The sequence below is a fragment of the Streptomyces sp. ISL-11 genome (genome assembly GCF_018614525.1).
GTDB lineage: Bacteria > Actinomycetota > Actinomycetes > Streptomycetales > Streptomycetaceae > Streptomyces.
The window spans coordinates 1-26828 of record NZ_JAGGOL010000022.1; the positions used below are offsets into that span (position 1 = coordinate 1).

The following is a 26828-nucleotide window of genomic DNA, read 5'->3' on the forward strand; positions in this document are numbered from 1 at the left end:
GCTCACCAATCGAATGACCGCCGACGAAGTCCGGACGAACACCGAACGACTCGACGAGACGGAACAGCGCCACCTCAACGGCGAACAGACCCGCCTGGGTGAACACCGTCTCATCCAGCAGGTCACCGCCGAAGACGACATCCTTCACCGCATGCGCGACATGACCGGAAAGCTCCCGGTCCAACACCTCACACGCCTCATCAAAAGCAGCCGCGAAGACCGGAAACTGCCCATACAACTCCCGGCCCATACCCGCCCGCTGGCTGCCCTGACCCGAGAACACCACAGCCAACCGACCCGAACCCGCAACACCCTGAACAACACCAGGCGCCGACTCACCACGCGCCAAGGCATCAAGCCCCGCCCGCAACTCATCACCCGAAGCACCGAGAACAACAGCCCGGTCCTCGAATACAGCACGCCCCGCCGCCAGCGACCAACCCACATCCACCGGCGACACCGCAGCGTCACCACCCGCAACTCGCGCAAGCAGCCCGGCAGCCTGGCCCTTCAGCGCCTCCGCGCCACGGCCGGACACCACCCACGGCACCACCGGCAGATCGGCAACCTTCGCCTCAGCCTCAATCGGCTCCAGCTCCGGCGCCTGCTCCAGAATCACATGCGCGTTCGTGCCACTCACACCAAAGGACGACACGCCCGCCCGGCGCGGGCGATCCCCCACCTCCGGCCACGCACGCTGCTCGGTCAGCAGCTCCACCGCACCCGCCGACCAGTCGACCTTCGACGACGGGGCGTCCACGTGCAGCGTCTCCGGCAGGACGCCATTGCGCAGCGCCAGCACCATCTTGATGACGCCCGCCACGCCTGCTGCCGCCTGCGTGTGCCCGATGTTGGATTTCAGCGAACCCAGCCACAGCGGCCGGTCCTCCGGACGATCCTGCCCGTACGTGGCCAGGAGCGCCTGTGCCTCGATCGGGTCACCCAGCGTCGTCCCCGTACCGTGCGCCTCCACCGCGTCCACATCGGTGGCGGACAGCCGCGCGTTCGCAAGGGCGGCCCGGATGACACGCTGCTGCGACGGGCCGTTCGGCGCCGTCAGACCGTTGCTCGCACCGTCCTGGTTCACCGCGCTGCCCCGCAGCACCGCCAGCACCCGGTGGCCGTTCTTCCGCGCGTCGGACAGGCGCTCCAGGAGCAGCATGCCCGCGCCCTCCGCCCAGCCCGTGCCGTTCGCGGCGTCCGCGAACGCCTTGCACCGGCTGTCGGGTGACAGGACGCGCTGGCGGCTGAACTCCACGAACAGGCCGGGGGTGGTCATCACCGTGACGCCGCCGGCCAGGGCCAGCGAGCACTCCCCCGACCGCAGCGCCTGCGCCGCCAGGTGCAGGGTCACCAGCGACGCCGAACAGGCCGTGTCGACGGTGACCGCCGGGCCCTCCAGGCCCAGGAAGTACGAGATGCGCCCGGAGAGCACCGCACCGGACTTGCCGGTCCCGAGGTAGCCCTCCAGGCCGTCGGGGGCCCGGTGGAGCATGGCGCCGTAGTCGTAGCCGTTCGTACCGGCGAAGACACCGGTCCGGCTGCCCTTCAGCGACAGCGGGTCGATGCCCGCCCGCTCGAACGCCTCCCACGACGTCTCCAGCAGCAGCCGGTGCTGGGGGTCCATCGCCAGGGCCTCGCGCGGGGAGATCCCGAAGAAGCCGGGGTCGAAGCCCGCGGCGTCGTCCAGGAACGCGCCTTCGCGGACGTAGCTCTTCCCCTGCTGCTCGGGGTCCGGGTCGTAGATGTCCTCGGGCCAGCCGCGGTCGGCCGGGAACGCGGAGACCGCGTCACCGCCCGAGGCGAGCAGGTCCCACAGCTGCTCCGGGGAGCGCACACCTCCCGGGAAGCGGCAGCCCATCCCCACGATCGCGATCGGCTCCCTGGGGGCCGCCGCGAGCTGGCGATTCTCCTTGCGTAGCCGTTCGGTTTCCTTCAGAGAAACGCGTAGCGCGTCAAGAATCTTCTCGGGGGATGTGCTGCTCATTGCTGCGAACTCCACACTTCGAATTGCGTCAGACGCTTCAGGACTCGGTGCTGTCAAATGCCATACGGAGCAGGCTCTCTGCGTCCATCGAGTCGATCGACTCGGCGTCGACGGGCTCCTCGTGGGCCTCGTCTCCCGTACGGTCCTCATCCTGGAAGTCCGCCAACTGCAACAGGATGTCCATCAGACCCGCATCCCTGATTCTGGCCAGGGGAATCGTCGTCAAGGCTTCGCGGACCCGTGCCTCGTACGGCAGCAGTTCGGTGTCCTGACCGGACTCCGGGCTGAGCAGCGTGCGAAGGAATTCCGCGAGGGCCGCGGGGGTTGGGTAGTCGAAGACCAGCGTGGGGGGCAGTGGCATACCGATGGCGGCCTTGAGCCGATTCCGGAGTTCGACCGCGGTGAGCGAATCGAAGCCCAGCTCCTTGAAAGCCCGTCCCGCCGCGATCGTACCCGTTTCCTGGTGACCCAGGACCGAAGCCACGTGCGTCAGCACCAAATCCTGGAGGATTCGCTGCTGTTCGGCCGCCGGAAGCCCCGCGAGCCTGTCGCGGAGAGCGTCGGCGGTGCCCGTTCCCGGTTCCGTGTCGGCGGAGCGCGCGGTGGATTCCCGTACGACGCGCCAGGCTTCGGGGATTCCGGAGATCAGGGGCGAGGGGCGGACGGTGGTGAAGGCCGGCACGAACCGTTCCCAGTCCACGTCCGCGACCGCCGCGAACTCGTCGCCGCGGGCGAGGACCTGGCCGAGTACGGCGATCGCGTCGTCGGGGTCCATCGGGGCGAGACCGCCCCTGTTCGTCCACTTCTCCCGGGTCTCCCCCACCGCGAGGCCCCCGCCGGCCCAGGTGCCCCAGGCCACGGAGGTGCCCGGCAGCCCTTGGGCGCGGCGCCGCTGCACGAGGGCGTCCACGTGGGCGTTGGCGGCGGCGTAGTTGCCCTGCCCGGCGGCGCCGACGGTGCCGGCCATGGACGAGAAGACGACGAACGCCGTCAGGTCCAGGTCCCGGGTCAGTTCGTCCAGGTGGTGGGCCGCGTCGGCCTTGGGGGCCAGGACGCGCGCGAACCGCTCGGGCGTCAGTGCCTCGACGACCCCGTCGTCCAGGACACCCGCCGTGTGGACCACGGCGGTCAGCGGGTGCTCGGCGGGTACCGCCGCCAGTAGCCCTGCCACCGCTTCGCGGTCGGCCATGTCGCAGGCGGCCAGGGTCACCTGGGTGCCCAGGGCCAGGAGCTCGTCCCGGAGTTCCGCCGCGCCCGGTGCGCCGGGGCCGCGGCGGCTGGTCAGGACGAGGTGTTCGGCACCGTTGCGGGCCAGCCAGCGGGCGACGTGCCCGCCCAGCGCGCCCGTGCCACCGGTCACCAGCACCGTGCCACGGGTGCACCAGTCGCGGCCGTGGGCCGTGCCGGCGACGCGCATCAGGCGCCGACCGAACACTCCGGCCGCGCGCACCGCGACCTGGTCCTCGCCGCCGGCACCGGGCGACAGCACCGAGGCCAGCCGTTCCGCCGCCCGGTCGCAGAGCGTCCCGGGCAGGTCGACGAGGCCGCCCCAGCGCTCGGGATGTTCCAGTGCCACGACCCGGCCCAGGCCCCACACCTCGGCCTGCGACGGGCTCGTCGGCTCCGTACCGGTCTCGACGGCCACCGCGCCGCGTGTCACGCACCACAACCGGGCTTCCACGTCGGCGTGGTTGAGGGCCTGGACCAGGGTCAGGGTCCCGGCCACACCGCTCGGGACGGTGCCGGACGGTGTCGCCACGGGCGACGTGTCGAGGGCGAGGAACGACACCACGCCGGTGACGGGCGAGCCGTCCCCGCCGGCTTCGGTCATGCGCTGTGCCCACTGGTCGCGGTCGGCGTGTGCGAGGTCGAGTTCCTCCGTGACGACGCGGGCGCCCCGGGACTCCAGGGCCGTGGCCGCCTTCGTGACCTGCGGGTCGTCCGTCGAGCCGGAGGGCACGGCGAGGACCCAGGTGCCGGAGAGCGCGGTGGAGGAATCGGCGGCAACGGGCTGCCAGGCGATCCGGTACTGCCAGCTGTCGAGGCGGGACTGCTCCTGGCGGTTCCGGCGCCACGTCGAGAGTGCGGGCAGTACCGCGCCCAGCGGCGCCCCGTCGGACAGGTCCAGCGTGGAGGCCAGCGACTCCAGGTCCTCACGCTCGACAGCGGCCCAGAACTCGGCCTCGACCTGGTCGGCGGAGGAGGCCGCCCCGGCCGGTTCCTCCGGGGCGTCGAGCCAGTAGCGGCGGCGCTGGAAGGCATAGGTGGGAAGGTCGACGCGGGAGGCTCCGGTGCCGGTGAAGGCACGGGTCCAGTCGACGGGGACACCGTGGACGTACGCGTCGGCGAGGGAGGTCAGGAAGCGGTCGAGACCGCCTTCGTCGCGGCGCAGGGTGCCGGTGACGACAGGGGATGCGCCGTCGACGATCTGCTCGACGCTCATGGTCAGCACCGGGTGGGAGCTCACCTCGACGAACGCATCGAAGCCTTCCCCGGCCAGTGCGCTGATCGCGGAGCCGAACTGCACGGTCTGCCGCAGGTTCCGGTACCAGTAGGAGGCGTCCAGGGCCGTCGTGTCGGCCCAGGCGTTGTCGACGGTGGAGTAGAACGGCACGCTCGACGGCTGCGGGCTGACACCGGCCAGCACCTCGGCCAGCTTGGACTCGATGCGCTCGACGTGGGAGGTATGGGACGCGTAGTCGACCGGGACGCGACGGGCGCGAACGCCCTCGGCCTCACACTCGGCGATCAGTTCGTCCAGGGCCTTCGGGTCACCGGCCACGACCACGGATGTCGGGCTGTTGAGGGCGGCGACCTCGATCTGCCCGGGCCAACGGGCGATACGGGCTTCCACGTCGGTGAGCGGCAGGGCGACGGACACCATGCCGCCATGCCCGGCGAGGCTCTCGGCGATGGCCTGCGACCGCAGGGCCACGACACGGGCCGCGTCGTCCAGCGACAGCGCACCCGCGACACAAGCAGCGGCGATCTCGCCCTGCGAGTGACCGATGACGGCCGACGGCTCGACACCGTACGAACGCCACAGCTCCGCCAAAGAAACCATCACCGCCCAGGACGCGGGCTGCACCACATCGACCCGGTCAAAACCGGGCGCACCCGGAACCTGCCGCAGCACGTCCAGAAGCGACCAGTCCACATAAGCCGACAGCGCGGCAGCACACTCGCTCATCCGCTCCGCGAACACCGGCGACGACTCCAGCAACTGAGCGCCCATGCCCACCCACTGCGAACCCTGCCCCGGGAACACGAACACCACCCGGTCCACGCTCCGACCGGCGCCCTCGGGCAGACCCGTCACCAGCCCCGGAGCCTCCTCGCCCCGGGCCACGGCTCGAAGGGCTGCCGTAAGGTCGCCGCGGTCCGTTCCGATGGCCACGGCACGGTTCTCGAATGCCGCGCGGCCCGAGGCCAGCGACCAGCCCACGTCCAGCGGCGATACCTCGGCGTCACCCTCGACACAGGCGAGGAGCCGGGCGGCCTGGCCCCGCAACGCATCGGCTCCACGGGCCGACAGGACCCACGGGAGCGCGGCCGGGCCGACGGCCTCCGTGGTCTCCACCAGTTCGGGGGCCTGCTCCAGGATGACGTGCGCGTTCGTACCGCTCACACCGAACGAGGAGACACCCGCACGCCGGGGACGGTCCCCCACCTCCGGCCACTCCCGCTGCTCGGTCAGCAGCTCCACCGCACCCGCCGACCAGTCCACCTTCGACGACGGCTCATCCACGTGCAGCGTTCGCGGCAGCACACCGTGCCGCAGGGCCAGCACCATCTTGATGACACCGGCAACACCGGCGGCGGCCTGCGTGTGCCCGATGTTCGACTTCAGCGAACCCAGCCACAACGGCCGGTCCTCCGGCCGGTCCTGACCATACGTCGCCAACAGCGCCTGCGCCTCGATCGGGTCACCCAGCGTCGTACCCGTACCGTGCGCCTCCACCGCATCCACATCCGCGGCCGACAACCCGGCACTCGCCAGCGCCTGTCGGATGACCCGCTGCTGCGACGGGCCGTTCGGCGCCGTCAGACCATTGCTCGCACCGTCCTGGTTCACAGCACTGCCACGCACCACCGCGAGCACCGGATGCCCGTTGCGGCGAGCGTCGGACAGCCGCTCCAGGAGCACCATGCCCGCACCTTCGCCCCACACGACACCGTCCGCCGCATCGGCGAAGGACTTGCAGCGCCCGTCGACCGCCAGGCCCCGCAGGCGGCTGAACTCCACGAAGACCGTCGGCGTGGACATCACGGTCACGCCGCCGGCCAGGGCCAGCGAGCATTCGCCCGACCGCAGGGCCTGCACGGCCAGGTGCAGGGTGACCAGGGACGACGAGCATGCCGTGTCCACCGTCACCGCCGGGCCCTCCAGACCCAGGGTGTAGGCCACGCGGCCCGAAGCGACGCTGCCCGCGCTGCCGTTGCCTATGTGCCCCTCGAAGCCGTCCGGGGCGACCCGCATCCGTGCCGCGTAGTCGTTGTACATCACTCCGGTGAAGACGCCCGTGCGGCTGCCGCGCAGCGACTCGGCGGCGATGCCGGCCCGCTCCAGCGCCTCCCAGGACGTCTCCAGCAGCAGCCGCTGCTGCGGGTCCGTGGCCAGCGCCTCCCGGGGTGAGATGCCGAAGAAGCCGGGGTCGAAGTCGGCCGCCGTGTGCAGGAAGCCGCCTTCCCGCACGTAGCTCTTGCCCTGGCGGTCAGGGTCCGGGTCGTAGAGGTTCTCTACGTCCCAGCCACGGTCCGCGGGGAATTCCGAGACCGCGTCGGTACCGGTCGCGACCAGGTCCCAGAGCTCCTCCGGGGTGGCCACGCCGCCGGGGTAGCGGCAGCTCATTCCGACGATCGCGATGGGTTCGGTGTCCTTCGTCTCGAGTTCTTCGAGGCGCCGGCGGGCCTGCCGCAGATCGGTGGTCGCCAGTTTCAGATAGGAACGGAGCTTGTCCTCGTTCGACATTTCCGGATTCAGCTCCCCGCGCAGACAGTTCGAGAACGACGGTGTTCCATGGTCATGGGGTCAGGACTTCCTTAGCTCGTTCTCGAGGGCGCTGAACAGCTCGTCGTCGGACGCCGAGTCGAGGTCGTCGACCTCGCGGGAATCCGCTGCCGGCCCTCCGGCTTCACCGAGCGTCGCCAGGAACGCCTTCATGCGCACCATGACTTCCATGCGCTTCTGCTCGTCCTCCGCTATCGCGGTGGTGAGCGCCAGTTCCATGCGGTCGAGCTCGTCGGCGACGGAAACCGCCTTCTTCGCACCGGCGATGGGGATTTCCGTGCGGAGATACTTGGCGAGGGCGGCGGGAGTGGGGTAGTCGAAGATGAGGGTGGCCGGGAGCCGCAAATGCGTCGCGGCGTTCATCCGGTTCCGGAAATCGACGGCGGTCAGGGAGTCGAAGCCGAGCTCCTGGAATCCGCGTCCCGCGTCCACAGCATTCATGTCGGCGTGGCCGAGCACCAGGGCCGTCTGCGTCCGGACGAGGTCCAGCAGGATGCGCGACCTCTCCGGTTCCGCCGCCGCTGCCAGGCGCTGTGACAGCGCGGACTCACCACCGGCCCCCGGGCCCGCTGGAGCGCCCTGGGCCGTGCGGCGCGTCGGCGTGCGCACCAGGGCGCGCATCACCACGGGCACGGCGTCGGCACCCGCGGTACCGGCCCGGCGAAGGGCGGCACTGTCGAACTGCACGGGCAGCAGCAGGGGTTCGCCGAGGTGCTGGGCGGCGTCGAAGAGTTCGAGGCCCTTGGCCGCCGTCAGCGGCACCATGCCACCGCGGGCGAGGCGCTGGACGTCGGCTTCGGCGAGGGTGCCCGTCATGCCGCTGGCCTGGGCCCAGTAGCCCCAGCCGAGGGAGACGGCGGACAGGCCCTGGGTGCGCCTGCGCTGCGCGAGGGCGTCCAGGAACGCGTTGGCGGCGGCGTAGTTGGCCTGACCGGCGCTGCCGAAGGTGGCGGAGGCGGAGGAAAAGAGAACGAACGCGGACAGGTTCAGGTCACGCGTCAGCTCGTCCAGGTGGACCGCCGCGTCGAGCTTCGGCCGAAGAACCTGGTCGAGGCGGTCGGGCGTCAGCGCTTGGACGACGCCGTCGTCCAGTACGCCCGCCGTGTGCACGACCGCGGTGAGCGGGTGCTCGGCCGGTACGGACGCCAGAAGCCCGGTGAGGGCGTCCCGGTCGGCCACATCGCAGGCCACCACCTGGGCTGACGCGCCCAGGCCGGCCAGTTCCGTGACGAGCTCGGACGCGCCCGGCGCGTCCGGGCCACTGCGGCTGACCAGCAGCAGCCGCCGCACGCCGTGACCGGTCACGAGGTGACGGGCGACCAGGCCGCCCAGAGTGCCCGTGGCGCCCGTCACCAGGACCGTGCCCGCGCCCGCGCCGAAGGACGCGGCGGTAGCGGTGGCCGGTGCGGTCGTGCGTGCCAGGCGCGGCACCCGCACCTCGCCGTCGCGCACCGCCACCTGCGGCTCGTCCTGTGCGACGGCCCAGGCCACGGAGGCGGCCAGGGCGTCCTGAGACGCCTGGGCTCCGTCGGTGTCCAGCAGGACGAAGCGGCCCGGGTTCTCCGACTGCGCCGACCGCAGCAGACCCCAGACGGCGGCTGCCGCCAGGTCGGTGACGTCCGCGCCCGCGGGCACCGCTCCCTGTGTCACGACGACGAGGCGCGACTCGGCGGACCGGTCGTCCGCGAGCCACTCCTGCACCAGGGAGAGCGCCTGGCGCAGGGCCGTGCGCGCCGCCTGCGGCAGGTCACCGTCCTCGGCGACGCAGCCGGCCAGCACCGTCTCCGGGAAGGCGTCGCCCTCGGTGAAGCTGTGACCCAACGCGGCCAGGTTCTCGTACGGCTTGACCGTCACCTGCCCGCCGGCCAGTGCGGCGCCCAGACCGAGGCGGTCGTCGCCCACGAGCGCCCAGGGGGCGGACGGGCCGGTCCCGGAGGGCGCCGGACGGCCTGCGGGCCACTCCATGCGGAACAGTGAGTCGTGGAGGCCCCCACGGGCGGCGCTCCCGAGCTGGTCGGTGTCCACCGGCCGCATGACCAGCGATTCCACCGATGCGACGGGTCGGCCCGTGCCGTCCGACAGGGACACCGTCACCGCGTCCGTGCCCGTGGTCGGCGACACGGCCACCCGCAGCACGGGCGCACCGCCGGCCTGTAGTGACACGCCACGCCAGGCGAAGGGCAGCCGCGCGGTGGGGGCATCGTCGCCGTCGCGTCCTGCCACGCCGAGGCCCACGGCGTGCAGGGCGGCGTCGAGGAGGGCGGGGTGGACGCCGAACCGGGCCGCTTCCGCCTGGTGCTCCTCCGGCAGCGCCACCTCGGCGAAGATCTCGTCCCCGCGCCGCCAGGCGGCGCGCAAGCCCCGGAAGACGGGGCCGTAGAGGTAACCGGCGGTCTCGAAGAAGTCGTACAGGCCGGCGGTCTCCATCGCGTCGGCGTCGGCCGGGGGCCACTCGGCCAGTTCCCGCCCGGGGGCCGGGTCGGCGGTGGTCAGCACGCCGGTCGCGTGGCAGGTCCACTCGGCGGCATCGGAGGGGCTGTCCTCCGGCCGTGAGTAGATCTCCAAGGTCCGGCGATCGGTGTCGTCAGGACCACTGACAGTCAACCGCAACTGGACGGCACCACGCTCGGGAACGACCAGCGGCGCCTGAAGCGTCAGCTCCTCCACCGTCCCACAACCGACCTCATCACCAGCACGGACCGCCAGCTCCACGAAACCCGTACCCGGCAACAGGACAACACCCGCCACCACATGATCAGCAAGCCAAGAATGAGACTGCAACGACAAACGACCCGTCAGCACCACACCACCTGAACCCGGCAGCACCACAGCCGCACCCAACAACGGATGCCCCGCAGACTCCAGACCCAGCACACCAGGCTCGAACACCGCCCCCGACGTCTCCAGCCAAAAACGCTGACCCTGGAAAGCGTAAGTGGGGAGGTCGACGCGGGAGGCGCCCACACCCTCGAAAGCAACAGCCCAGTCCACACCGACACCATGGGCCCACGCCTTCCCCAGACCGGCGAGGAAGGACTGGACCTCGGGGCGGCCGGAGCGCAGGACGGGCGTGAAAACACCATCCGGAAACGTTTCCGCACCCATACCACTGAGAACACCATCGGGACCGAGCTCGATGAAAACGGAAACGCCCCTGTCACCAAGGGTCTCAATACCGTCGGCGAACCGGACCGCACCACGGACATGACGCACCCAGTAGTCCGCCGAACCGAGCTCGTCGGCGGAGGCCAGAACACCGGTGACATTGGAGACCACCGGGATCTGCGGAGCCTGATAGCTCAAACTCTCCGCAACCGCGCCGAATTCGTCCAGCATCCCATCCATACGGGAAGAATGGAAAGCGTGCGAGACGACGAGCCGCTTCGTCTTACGACCCTGCTCACGCAACTGCTCCGCGACCGCCAGGACCGCGTCCTCATCACCCGAGAGGACCAGCGAAGTCGGACCGTTGACAGCCGCGATATCCACACCGTCAACAAGCAGGGAGCGAACATCATCCTCGGACGCCTGGACAGCGACCATCGCACCGCCACGCGGCAACGCCTGCATCAACCGGCCCCGCGCCGCCACCAACCGGGCAGCATCCTCCAGCGACAGCACACCCGCAACATGCGCGGCGACCAGCTCACCAATCGAATGACCGCCCACAAAATCAGGACGGACACCGAACGACTCCACCAGACGGAACAACGCCACCTCAACGGCGAACAGACCCGCCTGGGTGAACACCGTCTCACCCAGCAGATCCCCGCCGAAAACCACATCCTTCACGGAGTGGGAAACATGACCGGACAACTCCCGGTCCAACACCTCACACGCCTCATCAAAGGCACGCGCGAACACAGGAAACTGCCCATACAACTCCCGGCCCATACCCGCCCGCTGCGAGCCCTGACCCGAGAACACCACAGCCAACCGACCCGAACCCGCAACCCCCTGAACAACACCAGGCGCCGACTCACCACGCGCCAAGGCATCAAGCCCCGCCCGCAACTCATCACCCGAAGCACCGAGAACAACAGCCCGGTCCTCAAACGCAGCACGCCCCGCCGCCAGTGACCAACCCACATCCACCGGCGACACCGCAGCATCACCCTCAACGCGAGCCAACAACCGACCGGCCTGCCCCCGCAGCGCCTCCGCGCCACGACCGGACACCACCCACGGCACCACCGGCAGATCGACAACCCCCGCCACAGCCTCAACCGGCTCCAGCTCCGGCTTCGGCGCCTCCTCGACGATGATGTGCGCGTTCGTACCGCTCACACCGAACGACGACACACCCGCCCGGCGCGGACGACCCTCGGCCTCCGGCCACTCCCGCTGCTCCGTGAGCAGCGAGACCGCGCCCGAGGACCAGTCGACCTGTCGCAGGGGTTCGTCCACGTGCAGCGTGCGGGGCAAGGTTTCGTTCTGCAGTGCGAGCACCATCTTGATGACGCCCGCCACGCCCGCCGCCGCCTGCGTGTGCCCGATGTTGGACTTCAGCGAACCCAGCCACAGCGGCTGGCCGGCCGGGCGCCCCTGACCGTACGTGGCCAGCAGGGCCTCCGCCTCGATCGGGTCACCCAGCGTCGTCCCCGTACCATGCGCCTCCACGACGTCCACATCGGTGGCGGACAGCCGCGCGTTCGCAAGGGCGGCCCGGATGACACGCTGCTGCGACGGGCCGTTCGGCGCCGTCAGACCGTTGCTCGCACCGTCCTGGTTCACCGCGCTGCCCCGCAGCACCGCCAGCACCCGGTGGCCGTTCTTCCGCGCGTCGGACAGCCGCTCCAGGAGCAGCACGCCCGCGCCTTCGCCCCAGCCCGTGCCGTCCGCCGTCTCCGAGAAGGACTTGCAGCGGCCGTCCGCGGCCAGTCCCCGCTGACGGCTGAACTCCACGAAGGCCACTGGAGTGGACATCACCGCGACACCGCCGGCCAGGGCCAGCGAGCACTCCCGCCGCCTCAGCGCGTGGGCGGCCTCGTGCAGGGTGACCAGGGACGACGAGCATGCCGTGTCCACCGTGACCGCCGGGCCCTCCAGGCCCAGGAAGTACGACAGGCGCCCCGAGAGGACCGCTCCGGCGTTGCCCGTCAGCAGGTAACCCGCGACGTCCTCCGGTACGGCCGCACCGGTCTGCGCGCCATAACTGGAGGGGGTGCCTCCGATGAAGACGCCGGTCTGCGAGCCCTTCAGCGCCGAGGGGGCGATGCCCGCCCGCTCGATCGCCTCCCACGAGGTGTGCAGCAGCAGCCGCTGCTGCGGGTCCATGGCGATCGCCTCGCGCGGCGAGATACCGAAGAACGCCGGGTCGAAATGATCGGCGTCGTGGACGAAACCGCCCTCGTTCGCATAACTGGTGTCCGACCGGCCCGACTCACGGTCCGGGTCGTACAGGTTCTCGATGTCCCAGCCACGGCTGTCAGGGAATCCGGTGACGGCGTCGCCGCCCCGCAGAAGCAACTGCCAGAGTTCTTCGGGGGATTCGACGCCACCGGGAAATCGACAGCTCATGGCGACGATCGCAATGGGCTCGCGCTCTCCGGCTTCCTGCTCCTGCAGACGCTGCCGCGTCTTGTGCAGATCCGCCGTGACCCATTTCAGATATTCACGAAGCTTTTCGTCGTTCGCCATCTCAGACCTTGCCTGTTTCGGAGGGTAATCACAAGCTGTCGCCGGCATCCGGGCCATGGCGGCCCGGATGCCGAGCGAGGGCTCAGGACTTTCCGAACTCCTGGTTGATGAAGTCGAATATCTCGTCGTCCGAAGCCGTGTCGAGCTGCTCCTCCACGGCGAGGCCGGTGACCTCGGCCTCTGGGGTGCCGCCCAGCTTCTCCAGCAGGACCTGCAGTCGCGTGGTGACCGCGTCCCGCAGGTCGCCTTCCTCCGAGAGCATCGAGAGAACCGAGACCTCCAGGCGGTCCAGCTCCGCGAGCGGGGATCCGTCCGCGCCGTCCGCCGCGCCGCCCAGCTGTTCGCGCAGGTGTCCCGCCAGCGCCAGCGGCGTCGGGTAGTCGAAGATCAGCGCGACGGGCAGCCGCATTCCGGTGGCCGTCTGCAGGCGGTTCCGCAGTTCAACTGCCGTCAGCGAATCGAAGCCGAGCTCCCTGAACGCCTGCTCCTCACCGATGGCCTCGTGCCCGCCGTGCCGCAGTACCGCGGCGGCGTTGGTGCGCACGAAGTCCAGCAGGAAGCGGGTCCGCTCGGCCTCCGGGGTTTCCGCGAACTGCCGCGCCAGCGGCGAAGCGGACGCGGTGCCGGTCCCGTCGCCTTCGAATGCGACGGAATCTCCCGCATCGGTCCGGAGGAACTCCTGGACCTCCGGCAATTCGTCGAGCAGGGGCCTCGGCCGGGCCATCGTGAAGCCGGGGACGAAGCGCGCCCAGTCCATGTCCGCGACCACCGCGCACGTCAGGTCGTGGTCGAGCGTCTGCTGCAGTGCGCCGATCGCCAGCTCCGGGTCCATCGCGAGGACCCCCTGGCGGCGCATGTGCTCCTCGGCCTCGTTGTCCGCGAGCATGCCGCCGCCGGCCCACGCGCCCCAGGCCACCGAGGTGGCCGTCAGGCCACGGGCGCGGCGCCGCTCGGCCAGGCCGTCCAGGTAGGCGTTGGCCGCCGCGTAGGCGCCCTGACCTCCCGCGCCCCAGACACCGCCGTTCGACGAGAAGAGCACGAACGCGTCCAACTCATCGTCCTGCAACAGCTCGTCCAGGTTCGCGGCACCCGCGACCTTGCCCATGGCGACGTCGGCGAACGCGGCCAGGTCCGTGTCGTCCAGGCTCGCGGTCGGCGCGACGCCGGCCGCGTGGACCACGGCCCGCACGGGAGACCCGTCGGCCCTCAGCTTCTCCAACAACTCCGCGAGCGCGGAACGATCCGCGACATCGCAAGCGGCTACCGTCACGCGAGCACCGACCCCCGTCAGCTCTGCTTCCAGCTCTCCAGCACCCGGTGCTGACAACCCACTCCGGCTTGTCAGGACAAGGTGCTGGGCTCCCCGGCGCGCCAGCCATAGGGCAGCCTCCCTGCCCAACGCCCCAGTTCCCCCAGTGATCAAGACCGTACCCTGCGGCTTCCAGTCCCGTACAGCCCTAATTTCGCTGATGGGAGCGTGTTCAAGCCTCCTGGCCAGCAACCCGGAGGTTCGCAGAGCCAATTGGTCCTCGGAGCCCGTGGCGCCCCCGGCGAGCACTCCGCGAAGTCGCGTCACGACATTCGGAATCGGAGATTCCGGGAGGTCGATCAAGCCACCCCAGCGCTGCGGGTGTTCCAGGCCGACGACCCTTCCGAGGCCCCACATCTGAGCCTGCGTCGGGCTGACGACGGTGCTGTCCGCGCGGCCGGTCGACACCGCGTTCCACGTGCCCAGCCAGAGGGGCGCGTCCAGCTCGAGGTCGCCCAGCGCCTGCACCAGCACCAGCGTGCCGGCCAGCCCCTGGGGGACCACCGGGTGGACCGGATGCGGTGCCTCGTCGAGCGCCAGCAGCGACAGCACTCCGCCGACCGTGGCCGCGCCGTCCTGCGCACTGCTCGCGAGGGCCGCTCGCAGCCGCTCGGCCAGGTGAGCCCTGTCGTCTCCGCCGAACGGGTCCCAGTCGACCCGTACGACCGTGGCCCCGGCGTCCGTGAGCGTACGGGCAGAGGCGGTGACCCACGCGTCGTCGGCGTGGGCAGTGGGCGCCACCAGCAGCCACGTCCCGGTCAGGGACGCCACGGCCGCCGAGGGCTCCTCGGGCAGCGGCTTCCAGGTGACGCGGTAGCGCCAGCGGTCGAGGGTCGACTGCGTGCGGCGCTGCCGGTACCACGAGGACAGGGCGGGCAGCATCGCGTTGAGCGACTGCTCCTCCTGGCCCTCGACGTCGAGGGTCGTCGCGAGGGACTCCAGGTCGCCGCGCTCGACCGCTTCCCAGAAGCTGTCATCCACCGCGGCCACCGGCGCGCTGCCACCGGCCGGCTCGGCCGGGGCCTCCAGCCAGTACCGCTGGCGCTGGAAGGCGTAGGTCGGGAGGTCGGCGCGGGAGGCGCCGGTGCCCTCGAAGGCACGGGCCCAGTCGACCGGGACGCCGTGGACGTACGCGGCGGCGAGGGAAGCGAGGAACCGGCCCGGGCCGCCCTCCTCCCTGCGGAGGGTCCCCATCGCCACGGTCTGCCGGGCGTCACGGGTCTCCGCGGTCTCCTGCACGGCCATGGTCAGGACGGGGTGGGCGGACACCTCGACGAAGACGGCGTCGCCCTCGCTCAGGATGCTGCCGACGGTCTCCTCGAAGCGGACGGTCTGCCGCAGGTTCCGGTACCAGTACGCGGCGTCCAGGGACGTCGTATCGGCCGACTGACCGGTGACGGTGGAGTAGAACGGCACACTCGACGACTGCGGGCCGACACCGGCCAGCACCTCGGCCAGCTTGGACTCGATGCGCTCCACGTGAGAGGTGTGGGAGGCGTAGTCGACCGGGACACGGCGGGCACGAACGCCCTCCGCCTCGCACTCGGCGATCAGTTCGTCCAGGGCCTTCGGGTCACCGGCCACGACGACGGAGGTCGGACCGTTCAGCGCGGCGACCTCGATCAGACCCGACCACCGGGCCAGACGGGCTTCCACGTCGGTGAGCGGCAGGGCGACGGACACCATGCCACCATCACCGGCCAGGCTCTCGGCGATGGCCTGCGACCGCAGAGCCACCACCCGGGCCGCGTCGTCCAAGGACAGCGCACCCGCGACACAAGCAGCGGCGATCTCGCCCTGCGAGTGACCCACAACGGCGGACGGCTCGACACCGTACGAACGCCACAGCTCCGCCAGCGACACCATCACCGCCCAGGACGCGGGCTGGACGACGTCCACCCGGTCCAGGCCGGGCGCACCCGGAACCTGCCGCAGGACATCGGTGACCGACCAGTCCACGAACACCGACAGCGCCTTCTCGCAGGCCGCCATCCGCTCCGCGAACACGGGTGAGGCGTCCAGCAGCCCCACCGCCATCCCGGCCCACTGCGAGCCCTGGCCGGGGAAGACGAACACGACCCGGCCACCGGCCCGCGTCACGCCCTCGGGCAGGCCCGTGGTGACCGCGGGGGTCTCCTCGCCCCGGGCGAGGGCGCCCAGGCCGGCGAGCAGTTCCTCCCGGTCACCGGCGACGACCACGGCCCGGTGGTCGAAGGCCGCGCGGCCCGACGCGAGCGACCAGCCCACGTCCACCGGCGACACCTCGGCGTCACCGCGCAGGTGCGCCAGCAGCCGGCCCGCCTGGCCCCGCAGCGCGGCGGTGCCACGGCCGGAGAGCACCACGGGCACCACCGGCACCTCGACCGGCTCGGCGGCCAGGGCCGGCTCGGGGGCCTGCTCCAGGATGACGTGTGCGTTCGTACCGCTCACACCGAACGAGGAGACACCCGCACGCCGGGGACGGTCCCCCACCTCCGGCCACTCCCGCTGCTCGGTCAGCAGCTCCACCGCACCCGCCGACCAGTCCACCTTCGACGACGGCTCATCCACATGCAGCGTCCGCGGCAGGACCCCGTGCTGCATGGACAACACCATCTTGATGACGCCACCCACACCGGCGGCGGCCTGCGTGTGCCCGATGTTCGACTTCAGCGAACCCAGCCACAACGGCCGGTCCCCCGGCCGGTCCTGACCATACGTCGCCAACAGCGCCTGCGCCTCGATCGGGTCACCCAGCGTGGTGCCCGTACCGTGCGCCTCCACCGCATCGACGTCCGCGGCCGTCAGCCCGGCACTCGCCAGCGCCTGTCGGATCACACGCTGCTGCGACGGGCCGTTCGGCGCCGTCAGACCATTGCTCGCACCGTCCTGGTTCACAGCACTGCCACGCAACACCGCCAGCACCGGGTGCCCGTTGCGGCGGGCGTCGGACAGCCGCTCCAGCAGCACCATGCCCGCGCCCTCGGCCCATCCCGTGCCGTCCGCACCGTCCGCGAAGGACTTGCAGCGGCCGTCCGGGGACAGCGCCCGCTGGCGGCTGAACTCCACGAAGGTCATCGGCGTGGACATCACCGTGACACCGCCGGCCAGGGCCAGCGAGCACTCCCCCGCCCGGAGGGCCTGGGCTGCGAGGTGGAGGGTGACCAGGGACGACGAGCATGCCGTGTCCACCGTCACCGCCGGGCCTTCGAGACCGAAGGTGTAGGCGATGCGGCCCGACGCGACGCTGCCCGCGCTGCCGTTGCCGAGGTAGCCCTCGAAGCCCTCGGGAGCCACGCGCAGCCGCGAACCGTAGTCGTTGTACATGACCCCGGTGAAGACACCCGCCCGGCTGCCCCGCAGGGTGGCGGGGTCGATCCCGGCACGCTCCATGGCCTCCCAGGAGGTCTCCAGCAGCAGCCGCTGCTGCGGGTCCATCGCCAGCGCCTCGCGCGGGCTGATCCCGAAGAACGCCGGGTCGAACTCGGCGGCATCGTGGAGGAAACCGCCCTCGCGGACATAGCTCTTGCCCTGGCGCTCGGGGTCCGGGTCGTAGAGGTTCTCCACGTCCCAGTCACGGTCCAGCGGGAAGGAGGAGATGCCGTCCTGGGCCGAGGCGACCAGGCTCCACAGCTCTTCCGGTGAGGTCACGCCTCCCGGGTAGCGGCAACCCATGCCCACGATCACGACGGGGTCGTCGGCCGTTCCGCCGGGCATGCCGGTGAACGTCGCCGGGGTCACGGCCGTGGCGTCGTCCTGCCCGCCGATGAGCTCGTCCAGCAGGTAGCGGGCGAGTGCGGTGGGGGTGGGGTGGTCGAAGACCAGGGTCGCGGGGAGACGGAGCCCGGTCGCGGCGTTGAGGCGGTTCCGCAGATCGACCGCGGTGAGCGAGTCGAACCCGAGCTCCTTGAACGCCCGGCTCTCCTCCACCGCGTCACCCGAACCGTGCCCCAGCACCGTCGCGACCTGACCGCGCACGAGTTCCAGGACCGTCCGCAGCCGCTCGGCGCCGGACAGGCCCGCGAGCGTCCGGGCGAGCCCGGCGGAACCTGCCGCGTCCGCGGCGGCAGCACGGCCGCGCCGCGCCGGGGACGCCACCAGCCCGCGCAGCACGGCAGGGAGCGAGTCCCCGGCGGCCCGCAGAACGGAGGTGTTCAGCCGCATCGGCAGCGGCGTGGCCTCGTCGCCGGTGACGGCCGCGTCGAAGAGAGCGAGACCCTCGTCGGACGAGAGGGCGACCAGACCCGAACGCGCCATCCGCGCGAGGTCGGCCTCACCCAGGTCACCGGTCATGCCACTGCGCTGTTCCCAGAAACCCCACGCCAGCGACACACCCGGCAGACCCTCGGCCCGCCGCGCCACCGCCAGCGCGTCCAAGAAGACATTCGCTGCCGCGTAATTGCCCTGACCGGCCGTCCCCAGCACACCCGACGCCGAAGAGAACAGCACGAACGCGGACAGATCAAGACCACGGGTCAGCTCATGCAGATTCCACGCGGCATCGACCTTCGGCCGCAGCACGCCGCCGACGCGGTCAGGGGTGAGCGCGGAGACGATTCCGTCGTCCATCGTTCCCGCCGTGTGGACGATGCCCGTAAGGGGGTGGTCCGCCGGGACCGAGGCCAGCAGAGCGGCCACCGATTCCCGGTCGGCCACGTCGCACGCCACCACCCGGGCCGAGGCACCGAGTTCGGCGAGCTCCGCCACCAGCTCCGACGCACCAGGCGCCTCCGCACCACGACGACTCACCAGCAACAGCTGCCGCACACCGTGACCGGTCACCAGATGCCGGGCCACCAGGCCACCCAGCGTGCCCGTCGCACCCGTCACCAACACCGTGCCCGCACCGAAGGAAGCCGTACCGGCCTCCGACCCGGCTGCCGCTCGCCGGAGACGCGGCACCAGCACCTCGCCACCGCGCACCGCCACCTGCGGCTCGTCCTGGGCGATCGCCCAGGTCACGGCCGCCGGCAGGGCGTCCTGCGATGCCTGCGCGTCATCGGTGTCCGCGAGGGCGAAGCGGCCCGGGTTCTCCGACTGCGCCGACCGCAGCAGGCCCCACACCGGAGCCGCCACCAGATCGACAGCCGCCACACCCGCCGGCACCGCGCCCCGCGTCACGACCACGAGCCGCGACCCGGCGAACCGGTCGTCCGCCAGCCATCCCTGCACCAGGGACAAGGCCCGCCCGAGGGCCGCGTGCACGGCGGCAACGGATCCGGCCGCCTCGGTGGGCGGGCCGGTGAAGGGAACGACGACCGTCGTCGGCACCGCGCCGGACCCGACCGTCGCGCCCAGGGTCTCCAGGTCGGGATAGGTCCCCGCGCCGAAGGGGCCGGGGAGCGCTTCCGGGTCACCGATCAGCGCCCAGTCCTCGGCAGTGTGCGGCGTCCCCTGGGGGGCGGGCGTCCACTCCATGCGGAACAGCGCGTCGCGCAGCCCGTCCCGTCCGGCTTGGCCGAGCTGCCCGGGGTCCACCGGCCGCATGACGAGAGAGCCGACCGAGGCGACGGGCCTGCCCGTGCTGTCGGCCACGCTCACCGACACGGCATCCGCGCCCGCCGGCGCCAGCCGCACCCGCAGAGCCGACGCACCCACCGCGTGCAGCGACACCCCTCGCCACGCGAACGGCAGCCGCGCCTGGTCGTCCGCGAAGAAGTCACCCAGCCGGACGCCGTGCAGTGCCGCGTCCAACAGCGCCGGGTGCAGCCCGAACCGGGCCGCGTCCTCCCGCGACTCCTCCGGCAGCGCCACCTCCGCGAACACCTCGGCACCACGGCGCCACACCGCCCGCACGCCCTGGAACACCGGCCCGTAGCCGTAGTCGACGGCGGCGAAGCCCTCGTACAGGCCCTCGACGTCCACCGCCGTGGCACCCGCCGGGGGCCACTGTGCCGCCTCCTCGCCGGGGGCCGGCGCGGCGGTGGCGAGGACGCCCGTGGCGTGGCACGTCCAGACCTCGTCCGGGGACGGGTCCTCCCGCCGGGAGTACACGGTGAAGACGCGGCGGCCGGAGTCGTCCGGTTCGAGGACGGTCAGCCGCAGCTGGACGCCGCCGCGCCCGGGGATGATCAGAGGTGCCTGGAGCGTCAGCTCCTCCACCGTGTCGCAGCCGACCTCGTCACCGGCGCGGATCGCCAGCTCCACGAAGCCGGTACCCGGCAGCAGCACCGTGCCCGCCACCGCGTGGTCGGCGAGCCAGGGGTGGGTGCGCAGCGAGAGCCGTCCGGTGAACACGACACCCTCGGAGTCGGGCAGTTCCACCGCCGCGCCGAGCAGGGGGTGCCCGGCGGAGCCGAGCCCGAGGCCGGACACCGCGCCTGCCGTGTCGACGGCGGTCTCCAGCCAGTAGTGCTCGCGCTGGAAGGCGTAGGTGGGCAGTTCCACCCGGGTGGCGCCCGCGCCGTCGAAGGCACGGGCCCATGCGACGGGCGCACCGTGGACGTACGCCTCCGCGAGGGAGACCAGGAAGCGGTCGAGGCCGCCCTCGTCCCGGCGCAGGGTGCCCGTCACCACGGACCGGCCTGTGCCACGGGCCTCGACGGTCTCCTGTACGCCGACGGTGAGCACCGGGTGTGCGGACACCTCGACGAAGAGCGCGTCCCCGGCCTCCAGGACGGTGCCGACGGTCTCCTCGAAGCGAACGGTCTGCCGCAGGTTCCGGTACCAGTACGCGGCGTCCAACACCGCCGTGTCGATCAGCTCGCCGGTCACCGTCGAGTGGAACGGGATGCTCGGCGTGCGCGGGGTGATCCCGGCGAGGAGCTCGGCCAGTTCGGTCTCGATGCGCTCGACCTGGGCGGAGTGCGAGGCGTAGTCGACCGGGATGCGGCGGGCCCGGATGCCGTCGGCCTCGCAGGCCGCGAACATCTCGTCCAGCGCGCCGACCTCTCCGGAAATGACCACCGAGGTGGGGCCGTTGACGGCGGCGATCGACAGGCGGCCGTCCCAGGGGGCGATGCGCTCGGCGGCCTGCCCGGCGGTCAGCGGCACGGACACCATGCCGCCGTGGCCGGCGAGGCCCCCGGCGATGGCCTGCGAGCGCAGGGTCACCACGCGGGCGGCGTCGTCCAGGGACAGGGCGCCGGCGACGCAGGCGGCGGCGATCTCGCCCTGCGAGTGGCCGATGACGGCGGACGGTTCGACACCGTACGAGCGCCACAGCTCCGCCAGGGACACCATCACCGCGAAGAGCACCGGCTGGACCACGTCCACCCGGTCGAACCCGGGTGCGCCCGGCTCGCCGCGCAGCACCCCGGTCAGCGACCAGTCCACGTAGGGCGCGAGGGCCTTCTCGCACTCGGCCATCCGCTGTGCGAACTCCGGCGAGGCGTCCAGCAGGCCGACGGCCATGCCGGCCCACTGCGAGCCCTGGCCGGGGAAGACGAACACGACCCGGCCACCGGCCGGTCCGATGCCCGTTGCCGGGCCGGCCACCAGGCCGGGGGCGTCCTCGCCCCGGGCCAGCGCACCCAGCCCGGCCCGCAGACCGTCACCCGAGGCACCGATGACAACGGCCCGGTGATCGAAGGCCGCACGGCTGGAGGTCAGCGACCAGCCCACGTCCACCGGCGACACCTCGGCATCGCCCTCGACACGGTCCAGCAACCGGGCGGCCTGGGCCCGAAGCGCCTCCACGCCACGACCCGACACCACCCACGGCACCGCAGGAAGCTCGGCGGACGCGGCGGCCTCAACCGGCTCGGAAGGCGCCTGCTCCAGAATCACATGCGCATTCGTGCCACTGACACCGAAGGACGACACACCCGCGCGGCGCGGGCGCCCCTCGACGTCCGGCCACTCCCGCTGCTCGGTCAGCAGCTCCACCGCACCCGCCGACCAGTCCACCTTCGACGACGGCTCGTCCGCGTGCAAAGTCCGCGGCAGGACCCCGTGCTGCATGGACAACACCATCTTGATGACGCCACCCACGCCGGCGGCGGCCTGCGCGTGGCCGATGTTCGACTTCAGCGAACCCAGCCACAGCGGCCGGTCCTCCGGCCGGTCCTGCCCGTAGGTGGCGAGCAGGGCCTGCGCCTCGATCGGGTCACCCAGCGTGGTGCCCGTACCGTGCGCTTCGACAGCGTCGACGTCGGCGGGCGCCAGGCCCCCGTTCGCGAGCGCGGCGCGGATCACGCGCTGCTGGGACGGGCCGTTGGGCGCCGTCAGACCATTGCTCGCACCGTCCTGGTTCACGGCGCTGCCACGCACCACCGCGAGTACCCGGTGGCCGTTCTTCCGCGCGTCCGACAGCCGCTCCAGGAGCAGCATGCCCGCGCCCTCGGCCCACGACGTGCCGTCGGCACCGTCCGAGAACGCCTTGCAGCGGCCGTCGACGGCCAGGCCGCGCTGGCGGCTGAACTCCACGAAGACCATCGACGTGGCCATGACGCTCACGCCGCCGGCCAGGGCCAGCGAGCACTCCCCGGCACGCAGGGCCTGCACGGCCAGGTGCAGGGCCACCAGCGACGACGAGCACGCCGTGTCCACGGTGACCGCCGGACCCTCCAGGCCCAGGGTGTAGGCGACGCGGCCGGAGATCGCGGAGGTGGTGCTGCCGGTGAGGTAGTAGCCCTCGCTGCCTTCCGCGGACTGCTGCATGCCGAAGGCGTAGCCCTGGGCCGCCGCTCCCGCGAAGACGCCCGCCCGGGCGCCGCGCACGGTGGCGGGGTCGATGCCCGCGCGTTCGAAGGATTCCCAGGAAGTCTCCAGGAGCAGTCGCTGCTGCGGGTCCATCGCCAGCGCCTCACGCGGCGAGATGCCGAAGAAACCCGCGTCGAACTCGGCGGCGTCGTGCAGGAACCCGCCGGTGCGGACATAGGTCTTGCCCGACCGCTCCGGGTCCGGGTCGTAGAGGTCGTCGATGTCCCAGCCCCGGTCGGCCGGGAATGCGGTGATGCCGTCGCCGCCGGAGGCCAGCAGGTCCCACAGCGCCTCGGGGGTGGCGGCGTCTCCCGGGAAGCGGCAGCTCATGCCCACGATGACGATCGGGTCGTCGTCCGAGGCCATGGCGACGGCCGCCGCCTCGGCGGGGACGGCGGCACCCAGCAGCTCGTCGAGGAGGTAGCGGGCGAGCGCGGCGGGTGTCGGATGGTCGAACACCAGGGTCGCGGGGAGCCGGAGCCCCGTCGCGGCGTTGAGGCGGTTCCGCAGTTCCACCGACGTCAGCGAGTCGAAGCCGAGCTCCCGGAACGCCTTGGTCTCCTCGACCGCGGCGGCCGAGCCGTGCCCGAGCACGGTGGCGACGTGGCCGCGTACGAACTCCGAGAGGCTGCGGAGCTGTTCGCCCTCGGGCCGCCCGGCGAGGCTCTGTGCCAGTTCGGCGGCTCCGGCCGGGCCGCCGACCGGGCCGGAGCCCTCCAGGGCCCGGGCGCGGCGCACCGGCGCGCGGACCAGGCCGCGCAGCAGCGCCGGTACCGGTCCGTGTGCGGAGCGCAGGACGGCCGTGTCCAGCCGTACGGGCAGCAGGAGCGCCTCGTCGGCGGCGACGGCGGCGTCGAGGAGCGCGAGGCCCTCCTCGGACGAGTGCGCCACGAGGCCCGAGCGCGCCATGCGCGCCAGGTCGGCCTCGCTGAGCTCGCCCGTCATGTCACTGCGCTGCTCCCAGAAGCCCCAGGCCAGCGACAGACCCGGCAGTCCCCCGGCCCGCCGTGCGGCGGCCAGGGCGTCGAGGAAGACGTTCGCGGCCGCGTAGTTGCCCTGGCCGGCGTTGCCCAGCGCGCCGGACACCGAGGAGAAGAGGACGAAGGCGGAGAGGTCGAGGTCGCGGGTCAGCTCGTGCAGGTTCCACGCCGCGTCCACCTTCGGCCGCAGCACACCGTCGATCCGGTCCGGGGTCATCGCGGAGACGAGACCGTCGTCGAGGACGCCCGCCGTGTGCACGACGGCCGTCAGCGGGTGGTCGGCCGGTACGGACGCCAGCAGATCGGCGAGGGCGTCCCGGTCGGCCACGTCGCATGCCACCACGCGGGCCGACGCGCCGAGCTCGGCCAGGTCCGCGACCAGCTCGGACGCACCCGGCGCCTCAGCACCACGACGACTCACCAGCAACAACTGCCGCACACCGTGCGCCACGGCCAAGTGCCGGGCGACGACGCCACCCAGCGTGCCCGTGGCACCCGTCACCAGCACCGTGCCCGAGCCCGTGCCCGCTCCGGCGAGGGGTGCGGGGAGGGTGAGCACCACCTTGCCGATGTGCCGGGCCTGGCTGAGGAAGCGGAAGGCGTCCGGTGCGCGCCGCACGTCCCAGGAGGTCACCGGGAGCGGCTTCAGCACGCCCTGCGCGAAGAGTTCCAGGAGTTCGACGAGCATTTCCTGGGTGCGGTCCAGGCCGGCCTCGTTCAGGTCGAACGCCTGGTAGGCCACGCCGGGGTGGGCCTCGGCCACCCCCGCGGCGTCCCGCTTGTCGGTCTTGCCCATTTCGAGGAACCGGCCGCCGCGCGGCAGCAGCCGCAGCGAGGCGTCCACGAACTCGCCCGCGAGGGCGTCCAGCACCACGTCCATGCCCTGGCCGTCGGTCGCCGCCAGGAAGCGGTCCTCGAACTCCAGGTTCCGGGAGGAGGAGATGCGCGCGTCGTCCAGGCCGGAGGCCCGCAGGGCGTCCCACTTGCCCTCGCTGGCCGTGCCGTAGACCTCCGCGCCCCAGTGCCGGGCCAGCTGCACGGCGGCCATGCCGACACCACCGGCGGCGTTGTGCACCAGCACCCGCTCGCCCGTCCGCAGCCCGGCCAGGTCCCGCAGTCCGTAGTAGGCCGTGAGGAAGACGACCGGGACGGAGGCGGCCTGGACGAAGTCCCAGCCGGCGGGCATGGGGGCCAGCATCCGCCGGTCGGTGACGGCGACCGGGCCGAAGGCTCCGGAGAACACGCCCATCACCCGGTCGCCGGGGGCCAGGTCCCGCACCCCTTCGCCGACCTCGATCACCACACCGGCGCCCTCGTTGCCCATGACCTCCTGGTCGGGCACGACACCGAGGGCGAGGACCACGTCACGGAAGTTCATGCCGGCCGCGCGGACCTGCACCCGCACCTGCCCGGCGGCCAGGGGCTCGGTGGCCGCCGGGGACTCCAGCAGCTCCAGGTTGGCGAACGAGCCCTTGTTCGGCACCTCCAGCCGCCAGGCCGGCGCTCCGGCGGGCGGGGTCAGCGCCCCGCCGCCCTGCGCGGCCCGCGCCATGCGCGGCAGCCGCACCTCGCCCTCGCGCACCGCCAACTGCGGCTCGTCCTGGGCGACCGCCCAGGCCAGCGCGGCCGGCAGGGCGTCGCGGGACGCCTGCGACCCGTCGGTGTCCAGCAGGACGAAGCGGCCGGGGTTCTCCGTCTGCGCCGCCCGCAGCAGGCCCCACACGGGCGCCGCGGCCAGGTCGGTCACATCGTCGTCGGATCCGGCCGCGACCGCGCCACGGGTGACCACGACGAGGGGCGACCCGGTGAACCTGTCGTCCTCGATCCAGGACCGTACGGCGTCCAGGGCGCGGTGTACGGCCGCGCGCGCCGCCTCCGGGACGACGAGCGCCGCCGGGGCCTGGGGCAGGCAGTCCAGCACGACCAGGGGCGCCGCCCCGGTACCGGCCGCGAGGGTCGCGCCGAGCGCGCCCAGGTCCGGGTACACCTCTCCCCCGGCGCCGCGGCGCAGGTCCGCGGCCAGCCCCCCGGCGTCGGGGCCGACGAGCGCCCAGCGCTCGCCTCCCGTGGTGAGCGGCGGCACGGCGGTCCAGTCGATACGGAACAGCGCGTCGTGCTGCGGGCCGTGCTCGGCGGCCGCGGCGGAGAGCTGCGTCTGGTCGACGGGCATCAGGGCGAGCGAGTCGACGGACGCGACGAGCCGGCCCGTGCCGTCCGCCACCGTCACCGACACCGCGTCAGGGCCGGCCGGGGCCAGCCGCACGCGCAGCGCCGAGGCACCGGCCGCGTGCAGCGACACCCCGCGCCAGGCGAACGGCAGCCGGGTCCGGTCGTCGGTGAAGAAGTCCCCGAGCCGCACTCCGTGGAGGGCGGCGTCGAGGAGGGCCGGGTGGACACCGAAGCGGGCGGCGTCCTCGCGGTTCTCCTCGGGCAGGGCCACGTCGGCGAAGACCTCGTCGCCGCGCCGCCACGCGCCCTGCACGGCACGGAAGACGGGGCCGTAGCCGTAGCCGGCGGCGTCGAAGTTGTCGTAGAGGTCGTCGGTCCGCACCACGGTGGCACCGGCCGGGGGCCAGGTGCCGGCCAGGGCGGCGGTCGCCTCGTCCGGCGCGGAAGTGCCGCTGACGCCGAGGACGCCGAGGGCGTGACAGGTCCAGGCGGTGTCGGCGGAGGCGTCGCCCGCGCGGGAGTAGATGTTCAGGGAGCGGCTGCCCGCGTCGTCGGGCTCGCCGATGGTGAGCTGCAGCTGGACGCCGCCGCGCTCGGGGAGGATCAGCGGCGCCTGGAGCGTCAGCTCCTCCACCACGTCACAGCCCACCTGGTCGCCGGCGCGGATCGCCAGCTCCACGAAACCGGTGCCCGGCAGCAGAACGGCACCGGCCACGGCGTGGTCGGCGAGCCAGGGGTGCGTCTGGAGCGACAGGCGGCCCGTCAGCAGGAACCCGTCGGCACCGGCCAGTTCCACGGCGGCCCCCAGCAGGGGGTGCTCCGCCGAGCCCAGCCCGAGACCGGCCGCCGCACCGGCGCCCGCCGCCTCGGCGGGGGCGTCGAGCCAGTAATGCTCGCGCTGGAAGGCGTACGTCGGCAGGTCGACTCGGGAGACCGAACCGGCGAGGCCGCGCAGCGCACCGGCCCAGTCGACATCGGCGCCGTGGGTCCATGCCTTGGCCAGCCCGGACAGGAACGTCCGGGATTCGGGTCGGCCGGAGCGCAGGACGGGTGCGAACACGCCGTCCGGGAACGTTTCCGCACCCATTCCGCTGAGGACACCGTCAGGGC

Annotated in this window: 4 protein-coding genes; all 4 read right to left on the bottom strand. The window is 72.3% G+C overall.

Features of this window, described 5'->3' with window-relative positions; all coding sequences use genetic code 11:
• Window positions 1-1987 (bottom strand): type I polyketide synthase (locus J7E86_RS06235; RefSeq protein WP_215080499.1); only part of this gene is annotated, 1987 nt, incomplete at its 3' end.
• Between the two features lie 37 nt (window positions 1988-2024).
• On the bottom strand, window positions 2025-6983 hold the full coding sequence (locus J7E86_RS30825) for a type I polyketide synthase (protein WP_374223771.1): 4959 nt from the start codon (window positions 6981-6983) through the stop codon (window positions 2025-2027).
• 36 nt (window positions 6984-7019) lie between these two features.
• A complete protein-coding gene (locus J7E86_RS30830) occupies window positions 7020-12707 on the bottom strand; it encodes a type I polyketide synthase (protein ID WP_374223772.1) in 5688 nt (1895 codons plus the stop codon).
• Between the two features lie 13 nt (window positions 12708-12720).
• Window positions 12721-26805, bottom strand: a complete 14085-nt coding sequence (locus tag J7E86_RS06245) for a type I polyketide synthase (RefSeq protein ID WP_251018745.1) — start codon at window positions 26803-26805, stop codon at window positions 12721-12723.
• Window positions 26806-26828 lie beyond the last annotated feature (23 nt).

What these genes read in the sequence shown, in the direction of transcription:
- J7E86_RS06245 (WP_251018745.1), bottom strand. Translation starts at nt 26,805, where the DNA reads ATGGGTGCGGAAACGTTCCCGGACGGCGTGTTCGCACCCGTCCTGCGC.